The organism is Streptomyces sp. NBC_00286 (genome assembly GCF_036173125.1).
Lineage (GTDB): Bacteria > Actinomycetota > Actinomycetes > Streptomycetales > Streptomycetaceae > Streptomyces.
On sequence record NZ_CP108054.1, the window covers coordinates 7,796,135 to 7,819,045 of the forward strand.

The window sequence follows — 22,911 nt, forward strand, 5'->3', positions numbered from 1 at the left end:
CCTAGGGGTCAGGATCGGGATCAGATTCACATAGGCGTAGAAGCCGCGCATGTCAGAGAATTACTGTGCGTAGTAAGGCCTGTCGGAGGGTGAACCTCAGATGCGCCACGCCGAAGATCGAGTTCCGGCCGTTAACCTCCGCGCAGTCGGGCAGACTCGAAGGAAGCCCGAAGCAAACCTCCCGGAAAGAGGGTGGATCGCGTGGACCGCTGCATCGTCCTGGTGGACGCCGGGTATCTGCTCGGGGCCGCCGCCAGTCTTCTCGCCGGGGAGCCTTCGAGGTCCCGGATCACCGTCGACCACGCCGCCCTGATCCAGGGGCTGCGCGAGCGCGCCGAGTCCGACACGGAACGGCCCCTGTTGCGCATCTACTGGTTCGACGGCGCCCCCGACCGCGTGCCGCAGCCCGAGCACCGCAGGCTGCGTGTGATGCCACGGGTTACCGTACGTCTGGGGGCGTTGACCCGCAGTGACGGGCGGTGGGCGCAGAAGGGCGTCGACGCTGCCATGCACGCCGAACTCACCGAGCTGGCGCGCAACAGGGCCTGCTCCGACGTGGTCCTGGTGACCGGTGACGGGGATCTGCTGCCGGGCATGATGGCCGCCAAGGAGCACGGCGTCGCCGTACACCTGTGGGCGGTGCAGGCAGCCGACGGCGACTACAACCAGTCCGAGGACCTGGTCGCGGAGGCCGACGAGCGCCGCGTACTGGACCGGACGTGGATCACCAAGGCCGTACGGGCCAAGGAGTTCGGCGGGATCTGCGCGCCGCCGCCCGCGCCGCGGCCCGAGATCGCCGCGATCCTCTCCGCGCCGCTGCCCGAGTCCGGGCTGTCCTCCGGGAGCGAGCGGAGTGCGCGGGAGCCGCAGCATCCGCAGCCGGCGCCCAGTGAGAACGGCACGCAGGAGCGGGGGCCCGCGAAGGGGGTGCCGACGCCGAAGGATCTGGCGGCGTTGCGCGCGCCCGGGGCGCCCGGTGCGCAGGCCGCCCAGCATCCCGCGAACGCCACGCTGCGGTGGTCGTCCGACAAGGGGTGGGTCGACCGGCCCGGCGCCGCCGAGTCCGCGGACGCCGCCTCGCTGCCGACGCTCGCGCAGCTCACCACGGCCGAGCAACGGTGGGCCGACCGCGAGGAGGACATCACGACGGTGGGCGGGGATCCGTACGAGGTGGGGCAGGTGTTCGCGCGGCGCTGGATGGGGCGGCTGTCCGACCCGGCGCATCTGCAGAAGCTGTCCACGATGTATCCGCGGGTGCCACATCGGATCGACGGGGAGTTGTTGCGGTACGCGGCGCGGTTCGGGCTGCTCGCGCACAAGGACGACCAGATCGATGAGCATGATCGGTATGCGATCCGGGCCGGGTTCTGGCGGGAGATCGATGTGCGGACCGCTGCGGAGCACGCTCCCGCGGGGGAGTAAGCGCCTAGTAACTCGGGGGGTTCTGTCGTGCGCGACTGCGGGTTCGTTGTGGCTGGTCGCGGCCCGCGGCGGAGCCGCAGATGTCACGGCCCCGCGCCCCTGACGGGGTTCGGGCAGTGACCCGGGCGTAAATCGGTGCTCGCGACCCCGTAGGCTCGTCCCTCGTGAGTACGCGCACCGCACAGACAGCCCCGAACGGGCACGGTGGGGATGTCGTGTGCGCGGTGCGGGATCTGACCAAGACCTATCCGGCGGTGCGCGGACGGCGCGGGGCACCCGGGACGCCAGAGGTGCGGGCCACCGACGGCGTACGGATCGATATCCGGCGTGGTGAGATCTTCGGGCTGCTCGGGCCGAACGGGGCCGGGAAGTCCACCCTCGTACGGCAGCTGACCGGGCTGATGCGTCCGGATCGCGGCAGCGTCGAGATCCTCGGGCATGACATCGTGCGGCATCCCGAGCGGGCGGCGCGGATCCTCGCGTACCTCGGACAGGAGTCGACCGCGCTCGACGAGCTGACGGTGTCGCTCGCCGCGGAGACCACCGGGCGGCTGCGCGGGCTCGATGTGCGCAGCGCGCGGGCCGAGCGGGACACCGTCCTCGAGGAGCTCGGTCTCACGGAACTGGCCTCGCGGCCGCTGCGCCGGCTGTCCGGCGGGCAACGGCGGCTCGCCTGCTTCGCCGCCACGCTCGTGGGTGAGCGTCCGCTGCTGGTGCTCGACGAGCCGACCGCCGGTATGGACCCGATCGCGCGTCGTGCCGTCTGGGGCGCCGTCGACCGGCGCCGGGCCGAGAACGGCACGACGGTTCTGCTGGTCACCCACAACGTCATCGAGGCCGAGACGGTTCTCGACCGTGTCGCCGTGATGGACCAGGGCCGGGTCATCGCCTGCGACACCCCCTCCGGGTTGAAGGAAAAGGTCGCGGGCGAGGTGCGCCTCGAACTTGTCTGGCGCGAGCGCGCGCCCCTCGACGTTCCCGAGGTCGCCGCGCTGCGCGACCGTGCCGTAGAGTCCGGGCGCCGCTGGGCGCTGCGCCTGGCCCCGGAGGAGGCCCGCGCGGCCGTGGCCGCCGTCACCGGCGGGGCCGCGTTCGCCGCCCTGGACGACTTCACCCTCGCCACACCGAGCCTCGAGGACGTGTATCTGGCGCTGGGCGGGAGCGCCGGAAATGTACGGGGGTTGGTCAAGGCGTGAGTGTTCGGGCCTCCAGGGCCGTACGGAACAGGACGACTGCTGAAGCGAACAGGAGCCGCTCGACGTGAGTGTCGTACCCGCCGAGGTCCTGCCGGGCCGTGCCCTCCCCGTCGGGGACGCGGTCGCGGAGGAAGCCGCCGAGCTCGGGCCGCGTGCCCGGCTGTGGCCCGCGCTGTGCGCTGTGTACCGGGCACAGCTGTCCCGGGCACGGGTCGCGCGGATTCCGCTGCTGTTCGTGGCCACCTTCCAGTCGATCGGGATCATGGTCCTGATGCGCGGGGTGGTGGACGGCGGAGGTGAGGCGCGGGCCGTGGTGGCGGGCTCGTCGGTACTCGTCGTCGCGTTCGTCGCGCTGAACCTGCTCGCCCAGTATTTCGGGCAGCTGCGGGCGAGCGGTGGGCTCGATCATTACGCGACGTTGCCGGTGCCGCCGGCGGCCGTGGTGCTGGGTGCGGCGGGTGCGTACGCCTCCTTCACCGTGCCGGGGACCGTCGTCACCGCTGTCTTCGGGTGCATGCTGTTCGGCCTGCCGATGGCGAATCTATGGATCCTCGCCGCCGTGATCCCGCTCGCGGGCGCGGCCCTCGCGGGGCTCGGGGCCGCGCTCGGGCTGCTGGCGCCGCGGCCCGAACTCGCCACATTGCTCGGGCAGTTGGGGATGTCGGCGGCTCTGCTGCTCGGGGTGCTGCCGGCGGAGCGGTTGCCGGGCGTCGTCCAGTACGCGCGTGATCTGGTGCCGTCCACGTACGGTGTCGAGGCCCTCGGGCTGACCTTCGGGGCACAGCCCGACTGGGGGGTCGTCGTGCTGAACCTTGCCGTGTGCGCGGGGGTCGGGGTGGTCTCGCTGGCGGTCGCGACCTGGGCCTATCGTCGGGCTGCCGTCCGATGACGCGGCCCACAGCCGAGCCTGGCACGATGTCAGGGTGACCGCACCGTTTACTCCGCCCCAGCCGCCGCATCGTCCCTCTTCGGATCAGCCGGCCCCGGATCAGCAGTCTCCGGAGTACCAGTCGCCGCACCCTGCCTGGCAGGCGTCGCCGTACGCCGCCGCTGCTGGTGCGGGCGGATCCGTCGGTTATCAGGAGGACGGTCCCGGGATGAAGACCGAAGTGCGGGAGGCCGCTGTCATCGTGTTCGCGATGGCGGTCGGTGGGGTGTTGCTCGGGGTGCTGTGGTGGTGGCTTGCGCCTGAGGTGCCCTTGGTCTCGGACTCGTCCGCGGTCTATCTCAAGGACACGGAGGGAGAGCAGGCCATCGGGGTGGACGGGACGTTCACTCTGCTTGCGCTTGGGTTTGGGCTGGTCAGTGCGCTGGTGGTTTTTGTGCTGCGGCGGCGTGGGGGGATTCCGATCGTGGTCGCGCTCACGGTCGGGGGTGTGCTCGGGTCGTTGCTTGCCTGGCGGCTGGGGATATGGCTTGGGCCTACGCAGGATGTGGCGGCGCATGCGCGGGAGGTGGGGCGGGGGGTTACTTTCTCGGCGCCGCTGGAGCTTGGGGCTAAGGGGGCGTTGTTGGCGTGGTCGTTGGGGGCGCTCGTCGTTCATCTGGGGCTGACGGCGTTGTTTGGGCCGCGGGATCCTGAGCCGGAGCCTTATCAGGAGGGGCCGTACGGGGCGCCTCCGGCGTAGGGGCAGGCTTGTTGCGGGGGACTGGGCGCCGCGGGTTTTCGCCCCCGCCGCCCCTACCCGTCCCATACCAAGGGGCTCGGCCCCTGGACCCCGCTGGGGCTGCCGCCCCAGACCCCGCAATCGGTCTGGCGGCCTCGTCCTCAAACGCCGGACGGGCTGGTTTTGCCTGGGGTGGGCGGGAAAGAGCGTTGGGCGGGCGAGTCGGCCTGAATGGCCTCGTCCTCAAGCGCCGGACGGGCTGATTGTGGCTGGGGCGGGCTGACGGGCGCGGGTGGGCGGGCAAGCCGAGCTGAATGGCCTCGTTCTCAAGCTCCCCCAGCTACCTCCCCCAGATACCTCTGGGGGAGCCCCCAGAGGTGCCCCCAGACGGGCTGATTGTGGCTGAGGTGGGCGGGCGCGCTGGCCTGGCGGCCTCGTCCTCGAGTGCCGGACGGGCCGGTTGCGGCTGGCTTGGCTGAAGAGTGCAGGCGGCGAGTTCAGGTGAGTGCGGGCGGGCGGTAGCTGCCGCCCAAGCGGTAGCTACCGCCCGCCCTTGTCCCTACGCGGGCCTGTGGCCATGGTTTGAGCGGCCCTTCTTTGTGCGCCATTTACGCTTGCGTGTTTTCTTCGACATGTTTTCGGTTTAGCCGAGAATGCGGCATTCGTCGAGTGGTCACGCTCGGGCGATCGGGGCCGACGTTGCTTCCGTGAGCTTGGTCAGGTCGTTGGGGGAGAGTTCGACTTCCAGGCCGCGGCGGCCCGCCGAGACGCAGATTGTGGAGTGGGCCGACGCCGAGGAGTCCAGGACCGTGCGGAGCCTTTTGCGCTGGCCCAGGGGAGAGATGCCGCCGCGGACGTAGCCCGTCGTGCGTTCCGCTGCCGCCGGGTCGGCCATCGTGGCGCGTTTGCCGCCTACCGCCGCGGCCAGGGCCTTGAGGTCGAGGGAGCCTGCCACCGGGACAACGGCGACCGTCAGGGCTCCGTCGACGTCTGCCACCAGGGTCTTGAAGACCCGCTCGGGGGAGACGTTCATCGCCTGGGCCGCCTCCTCGCCGTACGACGGGTGGGAGGGGTCGTGCTCGTACGCGTGGACGGTGTACTCGACTCCCGCCGCCGTCAGCGCCACCGTCGCGGGCGTGCCCCCGGACTGCTGCTGTTTCTTCGACTTCTTCGCCAACGGAACCCAGCCTTAGTTGAGACTCGTCGGCCCGCGGGTCAGATCCGTCGCGGGCAGTGAGGGCAGGTTACGGATGATCGCCGTCTCCGCGCGCAGCAATTTCAGCTCCTCGCGCAGGCGGGACGCTGTGTCCGGGGCCTGGAGCAGGCGCTGTTTCGCCGGTACGTCCAGCATGGCCGCCGCCGCTACCAGGTAGGAGACGACGGACGGCTCGTCCGGCAACTCGCCGCCCGTCGACAGGGACCGTTCGCGCGCCCCGGCCAGCCGCTTCTGGTACTGGCGGAAGGCCCTCAGTACTCCCTGGGCCAGTGCCCCTGCCTCGTCGCCCGGGTCCTCCTCCAGCTCTTCCAGCTCAGCCGTGAGGAAGGCGCCCGAGGCGTCCACCGAGAGCAGGCGTACGCGCCTCGTCCCGGTGGCCAGTACCTCGAAGCTGCCGTCGGCCCGTTCCCGGATGGTCGCCGCATCCGCGATACAGCCCACCTTGTGGAGGGCCTGCGCGGGATCGTCGCCGAAACCGGCCGCGGGCCCGCGCTCCGGTACGGCCGTCTGGTCCGGCAGCCCAGGAGCGCTCGGCGCGACCTCGTGGCCGTCGCGGATGGCGACGACGGCGAACCGGCGCGGTTCGTCCTCGGGAGTCTTCAGCAACTCGCGCATCATCGCGCGATAGCGCTCCTCGAAGACGTTCAGGGGCAGGACGAGCCCCGGGAACAGCACCGAGTTCAGGGGGAAGAGCGGCAGCCGGACGGTGGTCACGACGCAAAAGCCTAATGGTCGCCGGGATGGGCGGGTTCGCCGTGGTCACTCAGTGGACGCGGAGGCGCCGCTCTGCGTAGCCGTAACGGCGTGCGCGCGGCCACCTCCAGCCGTACGCCGTCCCGGAGTTCGAGGAACTGCCCGAGCGGATCGTCCGAGATCCGGTCCCAGGGAAACGAGGTGGCGTACGGCCCGATCCTGCGCAGTTGCGTCAGCGCGTCCTCCCAGCGTTCGAGCCGGATCAGCACGTACATCAGCAGGTTGCGGACCTGGGCGGGCCACGGGTCGGCGGGCGCGTACTCCTGCGACAGGGCGATCGCGAGATCGGCCGCCGCGTCCAGGCGCTCGCGCGGCACCGCGCACCTGCCGCTCTCCTCGGTCAGATACGCGAAGGCCGCGCGCACGGGGAGTGCTTGGACGAGGGAGCCCGGCAGCGCGTCCTGTGCGGCCCGCTCGGCGAAGTCGAAGCACTCGCGGTGCGAGCCGTACCAGGCGGCGGACAGGTACTGGAGGGCGGACACATGGCAGCCGTAGTGGTGCGGGGAGCGGCGCACGGCCTGGGCCCACAGCTCCTCGAACTCCGTGTGCGGCGCGTTCGTGCCCCGGGCGTGGTCCAGCGCGATCCGCCACGGCACCGGATCGCGCGGGTCGGCCTCGGCGGCCGCTGTGACCAACGGGGCGACCTGGCGCAGCAGTTCGGCACGGGCCGGCGACTCCCAGCCCTGGCACACCGCCAGTTCGGCCTTGACGAGCAGCGCATCGGGGTCGTGCGGGGCCGCGTAGCGCCACAGTGCGAACCATTCGGGGCGGGAGCGCGCGAAGGCGGCGAGACGCGTGGCGTACCGGTCGCGGTCCTCCCACTCGGCGGCCTCCCGCGTGGTGGCGAGCAGCTTGGCCGCGGGCTCGTACTCGCCCCGGCCCGCGGCGACCAGCGCCGGCGCGAGCCGCTCGTCCGGGGCGTCGAGCAGCACCTCGTCGTCGCGGGGGAGACCAGCGGCGAGTGGGGAGGTGTTCCGTGCCATCCGGGCGGTACGGATGAACGCGCGTAGCAGTGCCATTCTTTGTGGCACCTCCCTTTGCGCCGTTCCGCCGGCAATGTGGTTTCGAAGCCTGCGGGTCCCTCGTGGCTGGTCGCGCCCCGCGGCGGAGCCGCAGATGTCACAGCCCCGCGCCCCTACGGGGCGCCCTGCTGCACCGGTCATGCTTGCAGTACGAAGACGGTCGAAATGCGGCCATGGTTGTGCGCGTTCAGATTACGGTTCAGCCCCGGCGGAGCAGCCGTGTCGCGCCTGCCGCTACCGCTGTTGCCAGGATCCAGCCGAGGAGGATCACCGCGGCGGCCAGCCACTGCCAGCCGCCGTGTAACTGCCAGTAGCCCACTTGGCCGAGGTCAATGACGGGCAGGAGCAGGTCCAGGGCGAAGAGGGAGGGGTTCCACGGGGGATGCTCGCCCGTTTTGATCGGTGGGTGGTCCGCGTGGCGGAAGGCGAGTGAAGTCGCCGCCCACAGCACCGCCATCCATAGGGCGGCCCGTCCGGGGCGGTACCCGTAGGCCACCGTCCAGTCCTGTACGTACCCCCAGAGCCTGGCCGCGGGCGGCAGGAACTCGCGGCGGTGGCGCTGCTTGGCGAGCAGTACCTCGCGTGCGTCCTCCTCCTCGCCGCCGTCGCGCAGTACGGCCGCCAGCCGCTCGTACGGCTCCGGGTTGTACTCGGGGGTCGCGGCGGCCACCCACTCCAGGCGCCGGGCGAGTGGGAAGGGGCCGCGCGGCACGAGGTTCTCGTACTGGAAGCCGCCCATCTGCAACTGGCCCGCGCCCGGCCAACTGGCCGCCGCGTCCATGAGGTTGACGACCCGGGCCCCGGACAGCACGACCCGCCCGCGCCGCGGCCGCTCCCCGAGGAAGCGCAGCTCGGGAACCTGCACTCGGCGCAGCGATATCTCCTGGTCGTCCCTCAGGATGAAGCGGGCCTGCTCGAAGTCCACCGCGTCCCCGAACCGCCCGTCGTCCAGCCGGATCCCGCCCTCGCACGCGAACCGCTGCACGCGCGTCCCGCGCGCCGGAGTCCTGCCGCTGGTCTGCCGCGGATTGCCTACGCCCGCGGGCGTCATATAGAGCGTGCGCTCCACGGTCAGCTGCGGGGCGTTCAGTGCCAGCCGGTCGTGCGGGTTCTTCAGCCGGCTGCCGCGCAGACTGAGCGAGACGCCGACCGTGGCGCCGCGCAGGCTCAACTCGCCGTCGGATTCCAGCATTTCGGCCTGCAGGTCCTGGCCGACGGTGATCCCGTCGCCGGTGATCGAGCGGCCGTGCCGGTCCCGGTGGACCACGGCCTGGTTGAGCAGCAGGTCCGTGCCGATGTGCGCGTCGGTGAGGCGTACGCCGTGGTGGAAGCGGCAGCGCGGCAGATGCAGATCGCCCTCGGTGTGCAGCCGGGCCGCCTCGAGCCGCGGCACCGAGCAGCCGACCAGGCGCACGGTCGTGAACCGGGTCTCCGGCAGCAGGAGTTCCTTCTCGAAACGGCAGCCATTCATCTCGACATACGGGACGATCGTGCCGCCCGCGAGATCGAGTACGCCGGTGATCCGGATGCCGGTCAGCTTCAGGGACGAGACGCGGCCGTCCAGCGCGGGCGGCCCGTTCAGCAGCAGCATGGCCACGACGCGGGCCCGCACACTCCGCTCCGGGCCCCATGGACGGCCGCGGTGCGGATCGTCCGCGGTGGTGTCCCCGGTGCGCAGGTCGTACATGCTGCCGTTGCGGAACGCCTGCCACATTCCCGTCTCGGCGGCGGTGAGATCCTCTGGCGGATCCACGTCCCGGACCCCGTCCCGGATGCCGACACCCTCTGTCACGTTCCCCTGCTTCCCCTGGTACTCGTGCCACTCAGCGTTCGTACAGCTGTTCATGTGATGCCCTCTGAGTGACGATTTGAACGCGCAGAGTGAAGGTGGTCTGTCGGTTCGGGTGTCGTCCCAGCGATTGATACAGCCGTCCGGCGGCCGATCCCCGTCTGAGAGAATTGCCACGTGATCTCTCGAATCGATCTGCGCGGCGACGCCCTCCCCGAGGGCCCCGCCCTGCGCGACCTGCTGCCCCGAGCCGACTTCGACGTCTCGGCCGCCCTGGAGAAGGTGCGTCCGATCTGCGAGGCCGTGCATCATCGGGGCGACGCGGCGCTGATCGACTACGCGGAGAAGTTCGACGGGGTCAAGCTCGACCAGGTGCGGGTGCCCGCCGCGGCGCTCGACCGCGCCCTCGAAGAGCTCGACCCCGCCGTCCGCGCGGCCCTGGAGGAGTCCATCCGCCGCGCCCGCATCGTCCACCGCGAGCAGCGCCGCACCAGCCACACCACCCAGGTCGTGCCCGGCGGCACGGTCACCGAGAAGTGGGTGCCGGTCGAGCGGGTCGGCCTGTACGCGCCCGGCGGCCGGTCGGTGTACCCGTCCTCCGTGATCATGAATGTCGTGCCCGCGCAGGAGGCCGGCGTCGGCTCCGTAGCCCTCGCCTCGCCCGCCCAGGCCGAGTTCAACGGCCTCCCGCACCCGACGATCCTCGCGGCCTGCGCGCTGCTCGGCATCGACGAGGTGTACGCGGCCGGCGGCGCCACCGCGGTCGCGATGTTCGCGTACGGCACCGAGTCCTGCCCGCCCGCCAACATGGTCACCGGGCCCGGCAACATCTGGGTCGCCGCCGCCAAGCGGTACTTCACGGGACTCATCGGCATCGACTCCGAGGCCGGCCCGACCGAGATCGCGATCCTCGCGGACGAGACCGCCGACCCGGTGCACGTCGCCGCCGACCTGATCAGCCAGGCCGAGCACGACCCGCTCGCGGCCGCCGTCCTCGTCACGGACTCCGTGGCGCTGGCCGACGCGGTCGAGAAGGAGCTCGAGCCGCAGGTCGCGGCCACCAAGCACATCGAGGACCGGATCACCCCGGCGCTTGCGGGCCGGCAGTCCGCGATCGTGCTGGTCTCCGGCGTGGACGAGGGCCTGCGGGTGGTGAACGCGTACGGCGCGGAGCACCTGGAGATCCAGACGGCCGACGCCACCGCGGTGGCCGACCGTGTGACGAACGCGGGCGCGATCTTCATCGGCCCCTGGGCGCCCGTCTCACTGGGCGACTACGCGGCCGGCTCCAACCACGTCCTGCCGACCGGCGGCTGCGCCTGCCACTCCTCGGGGCTCAGCGTCCAGTCCTTCCTGCGCGGCATCCACATCGTCGACTACACGCGCGACGCGCTGGCCGAGGTGGCGCACCACGTGGTGACGCTTGCCGAGGCCGAGGACCTGCCCGCGCATGGCGCCGCGATCAAGGCACGCTTCGAGTGGAAGGTGCCGGGCAAGTGACGCGTATCGACGATCTCCCCGTACGGGACGAGCTGCGCGGCAAGTCCCCCTACGGCGCGCCTCAACTCGACGTCCCCGTACGCCTGAACACCAACGAGAACCCGTACCCGCTGCCCGAACCCCTCGTCGAGCGCATCGCCGAGCGGGTGCGCGAGGCCGCCCGGAACCTCAACCGCTACCCCGACCGGGACGCGGTGGAGCTGCGCACCGAACTGGCCAAGTACCTGACGGACACCGGTAAGTACGCGGTCGGCCTCGAGAACGTATGGGCGGCCAACGGCTCGAACGAAGTCATCCAGCAACTGCTGCAGACCTTCGGCGGGCCGGGCCGTACGGCGATCGGCTTCGAGCCCTCGTACTCGATGCACGGCCTGATCGCGCGCGGCACGGGGACCGGCTGGATCTCCGGCCCCCGCAACGACGACTTCACGGTCGACCTCGCCGCCGCCGAGCGGGCGATCGCCGAGCACCGGCCGGACGTCGTCTTCATCACGACCCCCAACAACCCCACGGGCAACGCCGTTCCGCCCGAGACGGTCATCGCGCTGTACGAGGCCGCGCACGCGGCGAAGCCGTCCATGGTGGTCGTGGACGAGGCGTACATCGAGTTCAGCCACGGCGACTCGCTGCTGCCGCTGCTCGAAGGCCGGCCGCATCTGGTCGTCTCGCGGACCATGTCGAAGGCGTTCGGCGCGGCCGGGCTGCGGCTCGGTTATCTCGCCGCGCACCCGGCGGTGGTGGACGCCGTCCAGCTCGTACGGCTGCCGTATCACCTGTCGGCGGTCACACAGGCGACCGCGCTCGCCGCCCTGGAGCACACCGAGACGCTGCTGAAGTACGTCGAGCAGCTGAAGGCCGAGCGGGACCGGCTGGTCGCCGAGCTGCGGGCGATCGGCTACGAAGTGACCGAGTCCGACGCCAACTTCGTGCAGTTCGGGCGGTTCGCCGACGCCCATGAGGTCTGGCAGAAGATCCTCGACCGGGGCGTCCTGGTCCGGGACAACGGCGTACCGGGGTGGCTGCGGGTCAGCGCCGGTACACCCGAAGAGAACGACGCGTTCCTCGACGCGGTACGTGAACTCAAGAAGGAGCAGAACGCATGAGCCGCGTAGGCCGTGTCGAACGGAATACCAAGGAAACGTCCGTCGTCGTCGAGATCGACCTCGACGGCAGCGGAAAGGTCGATGTGTCGACCGGAGTCGGCTTCTACGACCACATGCTCGACCAGCTCGGCCGGCACGGTCTGTTCGACCTGACCGTGAAGACCGAGGGCGATCTGCACATCGACTCGCACCACACCATCGAGGACACGGCGCTGGCGCTGGGCGCGGCCTTCAAGCAGGCCCTCGGCGACAAGGTGGGGATTTATCGATTCGGCAACTGCACGGTCCCGCTGGACGAGTCGCTCGCCCAGGTGACCGTCGACCTCTCCGGCCGCCCCTACCTCGTGCACACGGAGCCCGAGAAGATGGCTCCGATGATCGGCGAGTACGACACCACGATGACCCGGCACATCCTGGAGTCCTTCGTCGCCCAGGCGCAGATCGCGCTGCACGTGCACGTGCCCTACGGGCGCAACGCGCACCACATCGTGGAGTGCCAGTTCAAGGCGCTGGCGCGGGCGCTGCGTTACGCCTCCGAGCGTGACCCGCGGGCCGCCGGCATCCTTCCGTCCACGAAGGGCGCACTGTAAAGCCATGAACGGCCTGTCCACCGTACTGATCGTCGTCGGGCTCTTCCTGGTCGGCGGCATCATCTCCTTCGCCAAGCAGCAGATGCCGAAGAGCCTCATCGTGCTGCTCTCCATCGGTGCCGCGATGTGTCTCGTGGCGGGGATCCTCCGGCTGGAGGTATGGAATTGAGCACCCCTTCAAAACGAGTGGTCGTCTTCGACTACGGCTTCGGGAACGTACGGTCCGCCGAACGCGCTCTCGCGCGCGCGGGTGCCGACGTCGAGATAACCCGCGACTTCGACAAGGCCATGAACGCGGACGGGCTGCTGGTGCCCGGAGTCGGTGCCTTCGCTTCCTGTATGCAGGGACTGACGGAAGCCCGCGGCAACTGGATCATCGACCGCCGGCTGTCGGGCGGGCGGCCCGTGATGGGCATCTGCGTCGGTATGCAGATCCTCTTCGCGCGCGGCATCGAGCACGGCGTGGAGACCGAGGGCCTGGACGAGTGGCCCGGCTCGGTCGAGCCGCTCCAGGCCGACATCGTGCCGCACATGGGCTGGAACACTGTGGCGGCACCGGCCGGTTCGGAGCTGTTCGCGGGCCTGGACGCCGACGCCCGCTTCTACTTCGTGCACTCGTACGCCGTCCACGACTGGTCCCTGGAGACCGCGAACCCGGCGATGCGCGCGCCCCTGGTGACCTGGTCGACGCACGGCAAGCCGTTCGTGGCGGCCGTGGAGAACGGCGCCCTGTGGGCGACGCAGTTCCACCCCGAGAAGTCCGGCGACGCCGGAGCGCAGCTGCTGAAGAACTGGATCGGAACCCTCTGATGACGTCGAACCCCTCTGGGAAGCTCGAACTCCTCCCCGCCGTCGACGTCCGTGACGGCCAGGCGGTCCGCCTGGTGCACGGCGAGTCCGGTACGGAGACCTCGTACGGCTCCCCTCTGGAGGCCGCTCTCGCCTGGCAGCGGGCGGGCGCCGAGTGGCTGCACCTGGTGGACCTGGACGCGGCGTTCGGGACCGGCGACAACCGTGAGCTGATCGCCGGGGTCGCGGAACGCATGAAGGAACTGCACATCAAGGTCGAGCTGTCCGGAGGCATCCGCGACGACGCCTCGCTGGCCGCCGCCCTGGCCACCGGCTGCACCCGCGTGAACCTGGGCACGGCCGCCCTGGAGACCCCCGAGTGGGTCGCCAAGGTCATCGCCGAGCACGGCGACAAGATCGCGGTCGGTCTCGACGTACGCGGTACGACGCTGCGCGGTCGCGGCTGGACCCGTGACGGCGGCGACCTGTACGAAACGCTGGAGCGCCTCAACAAGGAGGGCTGCGCGCGGTACGTGGTGACGGACATCGCCAAGGACGGCACCCTGCAGGGCCCGAACCTGGAGCTGCTGCGCAACGTGTGCGCGGCGACGGACCGCCCGGTGGTGGCCTCCGGCGGGGTGTCCTCCCTGGACGACCTGCGGGCCATCGCCGAACTCGTACCCCTCGGTGTCGAGGGCTCCATCGTCGGGAAGGCCCTGTACGCGAAGGCGTTCACCCTGGAAGAGGCCTTGGAGGCGGTAGCCAAGTGAGCGACGTACGACGCGTCGTGACCGGCGCGCCCTGGGAGGAGAACTTCGGTTACTCACGAGCGGTGGAGCTGCCGAACGGCCTGGTGCTCGTCTCCGGCTGCACGTCCATCGTGGACGGCCAGATCGCCGGAGGCGACCCTCACGAGCAGACGATCAACTCCTTCAAGGTCGCGTTCGCCGCGCTGGAGCAACTGGGTCTCGGCCGCGACGACGTCGTGCGTACGCGCATGTACATCACCCACGCCCGGGACGTGGACGACATCGGACGTGCTCACAAGGAGCTGTTCGACTCCGTCAGGCCCGCCGCATCCATGATCATCGTCTCCGGCTTCGTGGACCCCAGCCTGGTCGTCGAGGTCGAGGTGGAGGCGTTCCGCCCCGGCGGAGAACACGGAGAGCCCACAGCATGACCCTCGCCGTACGAGTCATCCCCTGCCTGGACGTCGACAACGGCCGGGTCGTCAAGGGCGTCAACTTCCAGAACCTGCGCGACGCTGGCGACCCCGTCGAGATGGCGAAGGTGTACGACGCCGAGGGCGCCGACGAGCTGACATTCCTGGACATCACGGCCTCGTCGGGCAACCGCGAGACGACGTACGACGTGGTGCGGCGCACGGCGGAGCAGGTGTTCATTCCGCTGACGGTCGGCGGCGGGGTCCGTACCACCGAGGACGTCGACAAACTGCTGCGGGCGGGCGCGGACAAGGTGGGCGTGAACACGGCCGCGATCGCCCGCCCCGAGCTGATCCGGGAGATCGCCGAACGCTTCGGTCGGCAGGTGCTCGTCCTGTCGGTCGACGCCCGCAGGACTCCGTCCGGAAGCTTCGAGGTGACGACCCACGGCGGGCGGCGCGGCACAGGCATCGACGCCGTCGAATGGGCGCACCAGGCCGCCGAGTTGGGCGCGGGCGAGATCCTGCTCAACTCGATGGACGCGGACGGCACGAAGGACGGCTACGACATCGAGATGATCGAGGCGGTACGCAAGCACGTCACCGTCCCGCTGATCGCCAGCGGCGGCGCCGGACAGCTCGCCGACTTCCCGCCGGCGATCACAGCGGGTGCGGACGCGGTGCTCGCGGCCTCCGTCTTCCACTTCGGTGACCTGCGAATCGGCCAGGTCAAGGAGACGCTGCGGGGGGCGGGGCATCCCGTGCGGTAGCGCGAAGCCAAGCGCTCCACGGACAGCCCGCGCCCCCGACGGGCGACGGGGGGCGCTCAGATCCCGAGCTGCTTCGTCTCGTGCAGCTTCGCGATCGCGTCCTTGTCACCGTCCAGCTCCACATCGGCCTGGTTCTGGCGGCCGTACGTGAACATCAGCAGCTCGGAGGGTTCGCCGGTCACCGTCACCACCGGGGTGCCGCGGTGGGCGACCGCCGTCTGGCCGTCGGGGCGGCGGAGGACCAGGCCGGTGGGGACGCCGCGGCCCACGAGGCGGGCTGTTCGTTCCAGGCGGGACCAGAGGGCGTCCTGGAAGACGGGGTCCAGTTCGCGTGGGGTCCAGTCCGGCTGTGCGCGGCGTACGTCCTCGGTGTGGACGTAGAACTCCACCGTGTTCGCCGCCTCGTCGATCTGCTTGAGGGAGAAGGGCGAGAAGCGGGGCGGGCCGGTACGGATCAGCTGGATCAGTTCCTCGTACGGCTTCTCGGTGAACTCCGTCATCACCCGGTCCAGGCGTGGCGCGAGCTGCTTGATCAGGGTGCCGCCGGCGGCGTCGGGGCGGCGTTCGCGCACCACCACATGGGCGGCCAGGTCCCGGGTGTTCCAGCCCTCGCACAGGGTCGGGGCATCCGGGCCCGAGGCTTCCAACAGGTCGGCGAGGAGAAGTCGTTCACGCTTCGCATGGGTCGACATGTCAGCCAGCCTACGACCGGGCCCGCGGTCCGGACAGTGGACGCCCGCCGGACGGCCCGTACGGGCGCGGCACAATGGGCGTCATGACCCGCACGCCCCCGCCCAGCCCTCTCGATCCCAGTATCGCCGCGCGCCTTAAGCGCAGCGCCGACGGGCTCGTCCCCGCGATCGCCCAGCAGTACGACACCGGGGAGGTGCTGATGCTGGGCTGGATGAACGACGAGGCGCTGCACCGCACGCTGACCACGGGCCGCTGCACCTACTGGTCGCGCAGCCGCCAGGAGTACTGGGTCAAGGGCGACACCTCCGGGCATGTCCAGTACGTCAAGTCCGTCGCCCTCGACTGCGACGCCGACACCGTACTGGTCAAGGTCGACCAGGTGGGCGCCGCCTGCCACACGGGCGCCCGCACCTGCTTCGACGCCGACGTCATCAAGTCCGCCGTATCTGGCGAGGATGCAGCGTCCGCGGAGGACGCCGGGTCCGACGTACCGTCCCTCGGTCAGTAAGGTCAGCCGCCATGGACCTCGAGACGTTCCGCAAGCTGGCCACCGACCGGCGAGTCATCCCCGTCAGCCGCACCCTCCTCGCGGACGGTGACACCCCCGTCGCGCTGTACCGCAAGCTCGCCGCCGAGCGCCCCGGGACCTTCCTGCTGGAGTCGGCGGAGAACGGCCGCTCCTGGTCCCGCTACTCCTTCGTGGGCGTCCGCTCGGCCGCCACGCTCACCGAGCGCGACGGGCAGGCGCACTGGCTCGGCACCCCGCCCGTCGGCGTCCCCGTAGAGGGCGACCCGCTCGCCGCCCTGCGCGCCACGATCGAGGCCCTGCACACCCCCCACCAGGAGGGCATGCCCCCGTTCACCGGCGGCATGGTCGGCTACCTTGGCTACGACATCGTGCGCCGCCTGGAGAAGATCGGCCCCGGCGAACGCGACGACCTGAAGCTGCCCGAGCTGACCATGCTGCTCACCAGCGACCTCGCGGTCCTCGACCACTGGAACGGCACGGTCCTGCTGATCGCCAACGCGATCAACCACAACGACCTCGACACGGGCGTCGACGAGGCCTACGCGGACGCCGTCGCCCGCCTCGACGCCATGGAGGCCGACCTCTCGCGTCCCGTCTCCCAGCCCCCGGCCGCACTCCCGCCCTCCGAACTCCCCGAGTACACCGCGCTGTGGGGCGGCCCCGACTTCCAGGTCGCCGTCGAGGACATCAAGGAGCGCATCCGGGCAGGCGAGGCCTTCCAGGTCGTACCCTCCCAGCGCTTCGAAACCCCTTGCACGGCAAGCGCGTTGGACGTCTACCGCGTGCTGCGGGCCACCAACCCGTCCCCGTACATGTACCTGTTCCGCTTCGACGGCTTCGATGTCGTGGGCTCCTCCCCGGAGGCCCTCGTCAAGGTCGAGGACGGGCACGCGATGGTGCATCCCATCGCCGGAACCCGGCCGCGCGGCGTGACCCCGCAGGAGGACCAGGCCCTCGCCGACGAACTCCTCGCCGACCCCAAGGAACGCGCCGAGCACCTGATGCTCGTCGACCTGGGACGCAACGACCTGGGCCGCGTCTGCGAGCCGGGTTCCGTCGAGGTCGTCGACTTCATGTCCATCGAGCGGTACTCGCACGTCATGCACATCGTGTCGACGGTGACCGGCAAGGTCGCGGGAAGCCGTACGGCCTTCGACGTCCTGACCGCCTGCTTCCCCGCGGGCACCCTCTCCGGAGCCCCCAAGCCGCGCGCGATGCAGATCATCGACGAGCTGGAGCCGAGCCGCCGCGGCGTGTACGGCGGCTGCGTCGGCTACCTCGACTTCGCGGGCGACTCCGACACCGCCATCGCCATCCGTACGGCCCTGCTGCGCGACGGCACGGCATACGTGCAGGCCGGCGCCGGAATCGTCGCCGACTCGAATCCCGTGGCCGAGGACGACGAGTGCCGCAACAAGGCGGCGGCGGTGCTGCGGGCGGTACACACCGCGAACCGGTTGGGCGGGTGACCTGTGGGGTTGGCCTGTGACGACATTGTTGCGCTACGTTACTTCTCCCACGCGAGAATCCCTGAAGGCACAACTCCGGCACGTCTGGTGGACCCGGTTTCATAAGGGTGTCGATCGCGTAGGTGCGGGGTGCAGTCAATCACCCCTGCTTCACGCATGTGGAGCTGGACGCAAACGTCACGTCACAGCCAGTGGCGCACGTTGTGCAAGCCCCGGTGTCACGGTGCCTGGCAGTTGACGCGATAGTGGGTACATGACTGCCGTACCTCAGCCTCGCTTCGAAGCGGCCGGACCCGCCCGGTCCGGCCGCCGAAGCCTCGCCATCGCCCTGCTCTGCGGCGCGCTCGGCGCGGCCGTGGCGCTGCTCGCCTCGCGGCAGGGCTGGTCGGAGGGCACCGCGACGGTGGCCGGCGGCGACTTCCCGCTGAAGGCCACGGGCAGCGACGTCACGGGTGTGCCCGCGGCCCTCGCCATAGTGGGCCTGGCCGCCCTCGTCGCCGTCTTCGCCGTACGCCGTGCCGGGCGCTTCCTGGTCGCCGGGCTCCTCGCGCTCTCCGGCGCGGGCACCGTGGCCGCGGCCCTCCTCGGCGCCTCCGACAGCTCCGCACTCGACGACAAGGCCGCGCAGGCCTCCGGCGACACGGCTGCGACCGTCGACTCCATGAGCCATACCGCCTGGCCGTACGTGGCGGCCGCGGGCGGAGTGCTGCTCCTGCTCGCGGGACTGCTGGCGCTGCGCTACGGACGGCTGTGGCCGGCCATGTCGGGCCGTTACGAGCGGGACGGCGCGCCCAGGCCCCGTAAGGCCAGGCCCGCCGCGGACCCGGACCGGCCCGAGGAGATGTGGAAGGCACTGGACCGCGGCGAGGATCCGACGGGGGCCTAGGGTGCCCGCTTGGGGCAGGACCCCCGATCACCGTGCACGCGCGCGTGCGGGACAATGACCTTCGAGCGTCCGACTCATACAGCCACACACGTAATCAGCAACGAGGAGCAAGTCATGGCGGGCAACCACCACGGTCACACCCCGGCCGCCTGGACCGGTGTCATCATCGCCTTCATCGGTTTCTGCGTCGCGGGTGCCTTCATGGTGCTGGCCAACCCGCTGGGCTTCTGGGCCGGCATGGTGATCGTCGTCCTGGGCGGCGTGGTCGGCATGGCCATGAGCGCGGCGGGCCTCGGGCAGCCGAAGGGCACGCACCCGCCGCACAAGGTGGCCTCCGACAGTTGACCCGTCCTCGCGGTATCGAGGAAGGCGGCCCGGCCTTCCAGCGCCGGGGCCGCCTTTTCGCGTGCATGGAGGGCTGCTCCCGAGGAGAATGCGTCGAGTGGACACCGAAAGCCGACGGGTGACCTCCCGTCCCGGATCCGTGGTGCGGCGGCTCGCCGTGCCCGGCGGTGTGTTCGCGGCCGTCGCCGGGGCCTTCGCGTACGTCGCCGCCGTGGACCCGAACGAGCCGGGGCACTACCCCGCCTGTCCGCTGTTCCAGTACACGGGCGTCTACTGCCCCGGCTGCGGCGGACTGCGCAGCGCGCACGCCTTCGTGCACGGGGACTTCGCGGCGGCGCTGCAGGCCAACGCGCTCGCGGTCGTGGCGTACTTCGTGTTCGCGGTGCTGTGGACGCTCTGGGTGGTCCGCTCGGTGCGGGGCCGGCCGATGAGCTTCGAACTGCGGCCCGTTCATCAGTGGGGCATCGGGGCGGTGCTGCTCGTCTTCACGGTTGTCCGGAACCTGCCGTTCGGTGGCTGGCTTCATCCTTGATCAACTGGCGAATGTCCAGGTAGTGGGAATGGCGTCAACCGGATGCGGGGGCAACGCCCTCCTGCGGATACCATCGCAGTGACCATCGGTTTCGTCTGATGCGGGCGACCTTCGAATCAACCGCTCAGCAGCTCGACAGCTTGAACCGTCCACCGTCAGGAAGGGGGCCGCTCGCGTGAGTGTGCTCGACGAGATCATCGACGGAGTCCGTGCCGACCTCGCGGAGCGGCAGGCAGGCGTCAGCCTCGACGAGCTCAAGGAGCGTGCGGCGAAGGCTCCTGCGGCCAAGGACGGCGTGGCCGCCCTGCGCGGCGACGGCGTCAAGGTCATCTGCGAGGTGAAGCGTTCGAGCCCGTCCAAGGGCGCGCTCGCCGCGATCGCCGACCCGGCGGGGCTCGCGGCGGACTACGAGGCGGGCGGCGCGGCGGTGATCTCGGTACTGACCGAGCAGCGACGCTTCGGAGGTTCGCTGGCCGACCTGGATGCCGTACGGGCCCGGGTGGACATCCCGGTCCTGCGCAAGGACTTCATCGTCACGTCGTACCAGCTGTGGGAGGCGCGCGCATACGGCGCTGACCTGGCCCTGCTGATCGTCGCGGCCCTGGACCAGGCCGCCCTGGAGTCCCTCGTCGAGCGCGCCGTGTCCATCGGGCTCACACCGATCGTCGAGGTGCACGACGAGGACGAGGTCGAACGCGCGGTGGAGGCCGGCGCGAAGGTCATCGGCGTCAACGCCCGCGACCTGAAGACCCTGAAGGTCGACCGCACGACCTTCGACCGCATCGCCCCCGAGATCCCCGACACCATCGTCAAGATCGCCGAGTCCGGCGTCCGCGGCCCGCACGACCTCATCGCCTACGCCAACGCCGGCGCCGACGCGGTCCTGGTCGGCGAGTCCCTGGTCACCGGCCGCGACCCGAAGGCCGCGGTCTCCGACCTGGTGGCAGCGGGCGCCCACCCCGCGCTGCGGCACGGACGGGGCTGACCTATCGCATGTACGCCGACCTCGCCGCCACCCTCCGTCCGGGCTCCCGCCCCGACGGTGGCCGGGCGTGCGTACGGTCGGCTGCCGCGGCCCCCACGGCGCCGCGGGACCCCTACGCCCGCCTCGCCCGAGGCTGCCGCCCGCGCGGCTGCCGGGCACCCGCCCGCCGGGTCCACGGACGCCGGGTGCGGTACGTGATCGGCGATGAGCCCGGCCAGGTCAACGGAATGCGATGGCGTCGGCGCCTCGCGCGCCTTCCCGGCCGGTAGGTCTCCGCACGGTGCACGACTGGGCGGATACCTCTGGCGGCACATGCGCGCACACCGTGACCGTCATCCGATCTGCAACCGGGGCCCACGCCCCTGCGAGGTAACCGCATGCCCAGCGAGTTCTTCATCCCTGACCCCGAGGGTCAAGTCCCCAGCGCCGAGGGGTACTTCGGCGCGTTCGGCGGCAAGTTCATCCCGGAGGCGCTGGTCGCCGCCGTGGACGAGGTCGCCGTGGAGTACGACAAGGCGAAGTCCGACCCGGAGTTCGCACGCGAGCTGGACGATCTGCTCGTCAACTACACCGGGCGGCCGAGCGCACTGACCGAGGTGCCCCGATTCGCCGAACACGCCGGTGGCGCCCGGATCTTCCTCAAGCGGGAAGACCTGAACCACACCGGCTCACACAAGATCAACAACGTGCTCGGCCAGGCCCTGCTCACCAAGCGCATGGGCAAGACCCGCGTCATCGCCGAGACCGGAGCCGGCCAGCACGGCGTCGCCACCGCCACCGCCTGCGCCCTCTTCGGCCTGGAGTGCACCATCTACATGGGCGAGATCGACACCCAGCGGCAGGCCCTCAACGTCGCCCGTATGCGCATGCTCGGCGCCGAGGTCATCGCCGTGAAGTCCGGCAGCCGCACCCTCAAGGACGCCATCAACGAGGCGTTCCGCGACTGGGTCGCCAACGTCGACCACACCCACTACCTGTTCGGGACCGTGGCAGGCCCGCACCCCTTCCCGGCCATGGTCCGCGACTTCCACCGCGTCATCGGCGTCGAGGCCAGGCGGCAGCTCCTGGAGCGTGCCGGTCGCCTCCCTGACGTCGCCATCGCCTGTGTCGGCGGCGGCTCCAACGCCATCGGCCTCTTCCACGCGTTCATCCCCGACCCGGACGTACGCCTCATCGGCTGCGAACCGGCCGGCCACGGCGTCGAGACCGGCGAGCACGCGGCCACCCTCACCGCCGGTGAGCCGGGCATCCTGCACGGTTCGAGGAGTTACGTACTCCAGGACGAGGAAGGCCAGATCACCGAGCCGTACTCGATCTCGGCCGGGCTCGACTACCCGGGCATCGGCCCCGAGCACTCGTACCTCAAGGACAGTGGCCGCGGCGAGTACCGGGCCGTCACCGACGACGCGGCGATGCAGGCCCTTCGCCTGCTGTCCCGCACGGAGGGCATCATCCCGGCGATCGAGAGCGCACACGCGCTCGCCGGTGCCCTGGAGGTGGGCCAGGAGCTGGGCAAGGACGGGCTGATCATCGTCAACCTGTCCGGACGCGGCGACAAGGACATGGACACGGCCGCCCGTTACTTCGGCCTCTACGACACCGACGCGGCGGTCGCCGCCGACGCCGACAGTGACACCGCCGAGATCGAGGGGGACGCCAAGTGAGCGGCAACATCCAGCTGTTGAGCGACACTCTCGCGGCAGCGAAGGCCGAGGGCCGGTCCGCCCTCATCGCGTACCTCCCGGCCGGCTTCCCGACCGTCGACGGCGGGATCGCCGCCATCAAGGCCGTCTTCGAGGGCGGCGCGGACGTCGTCGAGGTCGGGCTGCCGCACAGCGACCCGGTCCTCGACGGCCCGGTCATCCAGACCGCCGACGACATCGCCCTGCGCGGCGGAGTCAGGATCGCGGACGTGATGCGCACGGTCCGCGAGGCGTACGAGGCGACCGGGAAGCCGGTGCTCGTGATGACGTACTGGAACCCCATCGACCGCTATGGCGTCGAGCGCTTCACCGCCGAGTTGGCGGCAGCCGGCGGGGCGGGCTGCATCCTGCCCGACCTCCCGGTCCAGGAGTCCGCCCTGTGGAGGGAGCACGCCGAGAAGCACGGCCTCGCGACCGTCTTCGTCGTCGCGCCCAGCAGCAAGAACGCCCGGCTTGCAGAGATCACCGCGGCGGGCTCCGGGTTCGTGTACGCGGCCTCCCTGATGGGCGTCACGGGGACCCGTGAATCGGTGGGCGCGCAGGCACAGGACCTCGTAAGACGCACCAAGGCCACCACCGAACTGCCGGTCTGTGTCGGCCTCGGCGTCTCCAACGCCGAACAGGCCGCCGAGGTCGCCGGCTTCGCCGACGGCGTCATCGTCGGCTCGGCCTTCGTCAAGCGCATGCTGGACGCGCCGGACGAGACGGCGGCCCTGGAGGCCGTACGCACGCTGGCCGCGGACCTCGCGAAGGGCGTGCGCGGGACGGTGTGACAGGCGGCCCGGCCGCCGGAAATCCGCTCACTCGTACGGGTGGACCTGGGACCGGGGAGGCGCTCTGTGCCTCCCCG

At 70.7% G+C, this 22,911-nt stretch carries 26 protein-coding genes; 21 read left to right on the forward strand and 5 right to left on the reverse strand.

Features of this window, described 5'->3' with window-relative positions; genetic code table 11:
• The first annotated feature begins 201 nt into the window (after positions 1–201).
• The 4 genes from OHT21_RS35185 to OHT21_RS35200 all read left to right on the forward strand — a co-directional run bounded on the left by OHT21_RS35185 (position 202) and on the right by OHT21_RS35200 (position 4,246).
• Positions 202–1,422: an NYN domain-containing protein gene (locus OHT21_RS35185; RefSeq protein WP_328772299.1), complete on the forward strand. Its 1,221-nt coding sequence runs from the start codon at positions 202–204 to the stop codon at positions 1,420–1,422.
• Positions 1,423–1,586: 164 nt separating this feature from the next.
• Positions 1,587–2,618 carry an ABC transporter ATP-binding protein gene (locus OHT21_RS35190; RefSeq protein WP_328772300.1) on the forward strand — a complete coding sequence of 344 codons (1,032 nt, stop codon included), beginning with the start codon at positions 1,587–1,589 and terminating at the stop codon, positions 2,616–2,618.
• 64 nt (positions 2,619–2,682) lie between these two features.
• Positions 2,683–3,507, forward strand: a complete 825-nt coding sequence (locus OHT21_RS35195; RefSeq protein WP_328772301.1) for an ABC transporter permease — start codon at positions 2,683–2,685, stop codon at positions 3,505–3,507.
• A 34-nt stretch (positions 3,508–3,541) separates the two neighbouring features.
• Complete coding sequence (locus OHT21_RS35200) at positions 3,542–4,246, forward strand: AAA family ATPase (RefSeq protein WP_328772302.1); 705 nt, start codon at positions 3,542–3,544, stop codon at positions 4,244–4,246.
• 652 nt (positions 4,247–4,898) lie between these two features.
• Here OHT21_RS35200 and ybaK read toward each other — a convergent pair.
• The 4 genes from ybaK to OHT21_RS35220 form a co-directional block, all read right to left on the reverse strand.
• Complete coding sequence (ybaK, locus tag OHT21_RS35205; protein ID WP_328772303.1) at positions 4,899–5,402, reverse strand: Cys-tRNA(Pro) deacylase; 504 nt, start codon at positions 5,400–5,402, stop codon at positions 4,899–4,901.
• A gap of 12 nt (positions 5,403–5,414) precedes the next feature.
• Entirely contained in the window at positions 5,415–6,155 is a 741-nt protein-coding gene (locus tag OHT21_RS35210) for an LON peptidase substrate-binding domain-containing protein (RefSeq protein ID WP_328772304.1), read from the reverse strand.
• An 11-nt stretch (positions 6,156–6,166) separates the two neighbouring features.
• Positions 6,167–7,213, reverse strand: a complete 1,047-nt coding sequence (locus OHT21_RS35215; RefSeq protein WP_328772305.1) for a hypothetical protein — start codon at positions 7,211–7,213, stop codon at positions 6,167–6,169.
• Positions 7,214–7,415: 202 nt separating this feature from the next.
• The gene (locus OHT21_RS35220; RefSeq protein ID WP_328772306.1) at positions 7,416–9,008 is read right to left on the reverse strand and encodes an oxidoreductase; all 1,593 of its coding nucleotides are present in this window, start codon (positions 9,006–9,008) and stop codon (positions 7,416–7,418) included.
• A 174-nt stretch (positions 9,009–9,182) separates the two neighbouring features.
• On the opposite strand from OHT21_RS35220, the gene hisD reads away from it, so the two are divergent.
• Genes hisD through hisF form a run of 8 tightly spaced genes read left to right on the forward strand, consistent with a single transcriptional unit; the run spans position 9,183 to position 14,919 of the window.
• The gene (gene hisD / locus OHT21_RS35225) at positions 9,183–10,505 is read left to right on the forward strand and encodes a histidinol dehydrogenase (protein ID WP_328772307.1); all 1,323 of its coding nucleotides are present in this window, start codon (positions 9,183–9,185) and stop codon (positions 10,503–10,505) included.
• The gene (locus OHT21_RS35230; protein ID WP_328772308.1) at positions 10,502–11,608 is read left to right on the forward strand and encodes a histidinol-phosphate transaminase; all 1,107 of its coding nucleotides are present in this window, start codon (positions 10,502–10,504) and stop codon (positions 11,606–11,608) included. Before hisD ends, OHT21_RS35230 begins: the two co-directional genes overlap by 4 nt.
• Complete coding sequence (gene hisB, locus OHT21_RS35235) at positions 11,605–12,198, forward strand: imidazoleglycerol-phosphate dehydratase HisB (RefSeq protein ID WP_151479224.1); 594 nt, start codon at positions 11,605–11,607, stop codon at positions 12,196–12,198. Before OHT21_RS35230 ends, hisB begins: the two co-directional genes overlap by 4 nt.
• Before the next feature lie 4 nt (positions 12,199–12,202).
• Positions 12,203–12,367, forward strand: coding sequence for a hypothetical protein (locus OHT21_RS35240; RefSeq protein WP_033318048.1), 165 nt, complete (start codon positions 12,203–12,205; stop codon positions 12,365–12,367).
• Positions 12,358–13,008: an imidazole glycerol phosphate synthase subunit HisH gene (gene hisH, locus OHT21_RS35245; protein ID WP_328772309.1), complete on the forward strand. Its 651-nt coding sequence runs from the start codon at positions 12,358–12,360 to the stop codon at positions 13,006–13,008. The genes OHT21_RS35240 and hisH overlap by 10 nt, the downstream gene beginning before the upstream one ends.
• Positions 13,008–13,757, forward strand: coding sequence for a bifunctional 1-(5-phosphoribosyl)-5-((5-phosphoribosylamino)methylideneamino)imidazole-4-carboxamide isomerase/phosphoribosylanthranilate isomerase PriA (gene priA / locus OHT21_RS35250; RefSeq protein ID WP_328772310.1), 750 nt, complete (start codon positions 13,008–13,010; stop codon positions 13,755–13,757). Before hisH ends, priA begins: the two co-directional genes overlap by 1 nt.
• Complete coding sequence (locus OHT21_RS35255) at positions 13,754–14,167, forward strand: RidA family protein (RefSeq protein WP_328772311.1); 414 nt, start codon at positions 13,754–13,756, stop codon at positions 14,165–14,167. Before priA ends, OHT21_RS35255 begins: the two co-directional genes overlap by 4 nt.
• Positions 14,164–14,919: an imidazole glycerol phosphate synthase subunit HisF gene (gene hisF, locus OHT21_RS35260; RefSeq protein WP_328772312.1), complete on the forward strand. Its 756-nt coding sequence runs from the start codon at positions 14,164–14,166 to the stop codon at positions 14,917–14,919. Before OHT21_RS35255 ends, hisF begins: the two co-directional genes overlap by 4 nt.
• Positions 14,920–14,975: 56 nt before the next feature.
• Here the strand turns inward: hisF and OHT21_RS35265 are convergent, their stop codons facing one another.
• A complete protein-coding gene (locus tag OHT21_RS35265) occupies positions 14,976–15,611 on the reverse strand; it encodes a TIGR03085 family metal-binding protein (protein ID WP_328772313.1) in 636 nt (211 codons plus the stop codon).
• A gap of 74 nt (positions 15,612–15,685) precedes the next feature.
• Between OHT21_RS35265 and hisI the strand changes: the two genes are divergently transcribed.
• The 9 genes from hisI (at position 15,686) to trpA (ending at position 22,834) form a co-directional block, all read left to right on the forward strand.
• The gene (hisI, locus tag OHT21_RS35270) at positions 15,686–16,120 is read left to right on the forward strand and encodes a phosphoribosyl-AMP cyclohydrolase (protein ID WP_328772314.1); all 435 of its coding nucleotides are present in this window, start codon (positions 15,686–15,688) and stop codon (positions 16,118–16,120) included.
• An 11-nt stretch (positions 16,121–16,131) separates the two neighbouring features.
• Entirely contained in the window at positions 16,132–17,610 is a 1,479-nt protein-coding gene (locus OHT21_RS35275) for an anthranilate synthase component I (RefSeq protein ID WP_328772315.1), read from the forward strand.
• A 253-nt stretch (positions 17,611–17,863) separates the two neighbouring features.
• On the forward strand, positions 17,864–18,496 hold the full coding sequence (locus OHT21_RS35280; protein WP_328772316.1) for a TIGR02234 family membrane protein: 633 nt from the start codon (positions 17,864–17,866) through the stop codon (positions 18,494–18,496).
• 114 nt (positions 18,497–18,610) lie between these two features.
• Positions 18,611–18,841: an HGxxPAAW family protein gene (locus tag OHT21_RS35285; RefSeq protein ID WP_328772317.1), complete on the forward strand. Its 231-nt coding sequence runs from the start codon at positions 18,611–18,613 to the stop codon at positions 18,839–18,841.
• 88 nt (positions 18,842–18,929) lie between these two features.
• Positions 18,930–19,373 carry a DUF2752 domain-containing protein gene (locus tag OHT21_RS35290; RefSeq protein WP_328772318.1) on the forward strand — a complete coding sequence of 148 codons (444 nt, stop codon included), beginning with the start codon at positions 18,930–18,932 and terminating at the stop codon, positions 19,371–19,373.
• 175 nt (positions 19,374–19,548) lie between these two features.
• Complete coding sequence (gene trpC / locus OHT21_RS35295) at positions 19,549–20,358, forward strand: indole-3-glycerol phosphate synthase TrpC (protein ID WP_328772319.1); 810 nt, start codon at positions 19,549–19,551, stop codon at positions 20,356–20,358.
• A gap of 8 nt (positions 20,359–20,366) precedes the next feature.
• Positions 20,367–20,627 (forward strand): tryptophan biosynthesis modulator TrpM, encoded by a 261-nt coding sequence (gene trpM, locus OHT21_RS35300; RefSeq protein WP_328772320.1) that lies wholly within the window; start codon positions 20,367–20,369, stop codon positions 20,625–20,627.
• Positions 20,628–20,735: 108 nt separating this feature from the next.
• Positions 20,736–22,022, forward strand: a complete 1,287-nt coding sequence (gene trpB, locus OHT21_RS35305) for a tryptophan synthase subunit beta (RefSeq protein ID WP_328772321.1) — start codon at positions 20,736–20,738, stop codon at positions 22,020–22,022.
• Positions 22,019–22,834, forward strand: coding sequence for a tryptophan synthase subunit alpha (gene trpA, locus OHT21_RS35310; protein WP_328772322.1), 816 nt, complete (start codon positions 22,019–22,021; stop codon positions 22,832–22,834). Before trpB ends, trpA begins: the two co-directional genes overlap by 4 nt.
• Positions 22,835–22,911: the final 77 nt, after the last annotated feature.

Coding starts and splice junctions, on each gene's coding strand:
- OHT21_RS35215 (WP_328772305.1), bottom strand. CDS start 7,213: ATGGCACTGCTACGCGCGTTCATCCGTACCGCCCGGATGGCACGGAAC.
- hisB (WP_151479224.1), top strand. CDS start 11,605: ATGAGCCGCGTAGGCCGTGTCGAACGGAATACCAAGGAAACGTCCGTC.
- OHT21_RS35240 (WP_033318048.1), top strand. CDS start 12,203: ATGAACGGCCTGTCCACCGTACTGATCGTCGTCGGGCTCTTCCTGGTC.
- hisH (WP_328772309.1), top strand. CDS start 12,358: ATGGAATTGAGCACCCCTTCAAAACGAGTGGTCGTCTTCGACTACGGC.
- priA (WP_328772310.1), top strand. CDS start 13,008: ATGACGTCGAACCCCTCTGGGAAGCTCGAACTCCTCCCCGCCGTCGAC.
- hisF (WP_328772312.1), top strand. CDS start 14,164: ATGACCCTCGCCGTACGAGTCATCCCCTGCCTGGACGTCGACAACGGC.
- OHT21_RS35265 (WP_328772313.1), bottom strand. CDS start 15,611: ATGTCGACCCATGCGAAGCGTGAACGACTTCTCCTCGCCGACCTGTTG.
- hisI (WP_328772314.1), top strand. CDS start 15,686: ATGGGCGTCATGACCCGCACGCCCCCGCCCAGCCCTCTCGATCCCAGT.
- OHT21_RS35275 (WP_328772315.1), top strand. CDS start 16,132: ATGGACCTCGAGACGTTCCGCAAGCTGGCCACCGACCGGCGAGTCATC.
- OHT21_RS35280 (WP_328772316.1), top strand. CDS start 17,864: ATGACTGCCGTACCTCAGCCTCGCTTCGAAGCGGCCGGACCCGCCCGG.
- OHT21_RS35285 (WP_328772317.1), top strand. CDS start 18,611: ATGGCGGGCAACCACCACGGTCACACCCCGGCCGCCTGGACCGGTGTC.
- OHT21_RS35290 (WP_328772318.1), top strand. CDS start 18,930: ATGCGTCGAGTGGACACCGAAAGCCGACGGGTGACCTCCCGTCCCGGA.
- trpM (WP_328772320.1), top strand. CDS start 20,367: ATGTACGCCGACCTCGCCGCCACCCTCCGTCCGGGCTCCCGCCCCGAC.
- trpB (WP_328772321.1), top strand. CDS start 20,736: ATGCCCAGCGAGTTCTTCATCCCTGACCCCGAGGGTCAAGTCCCCAGC.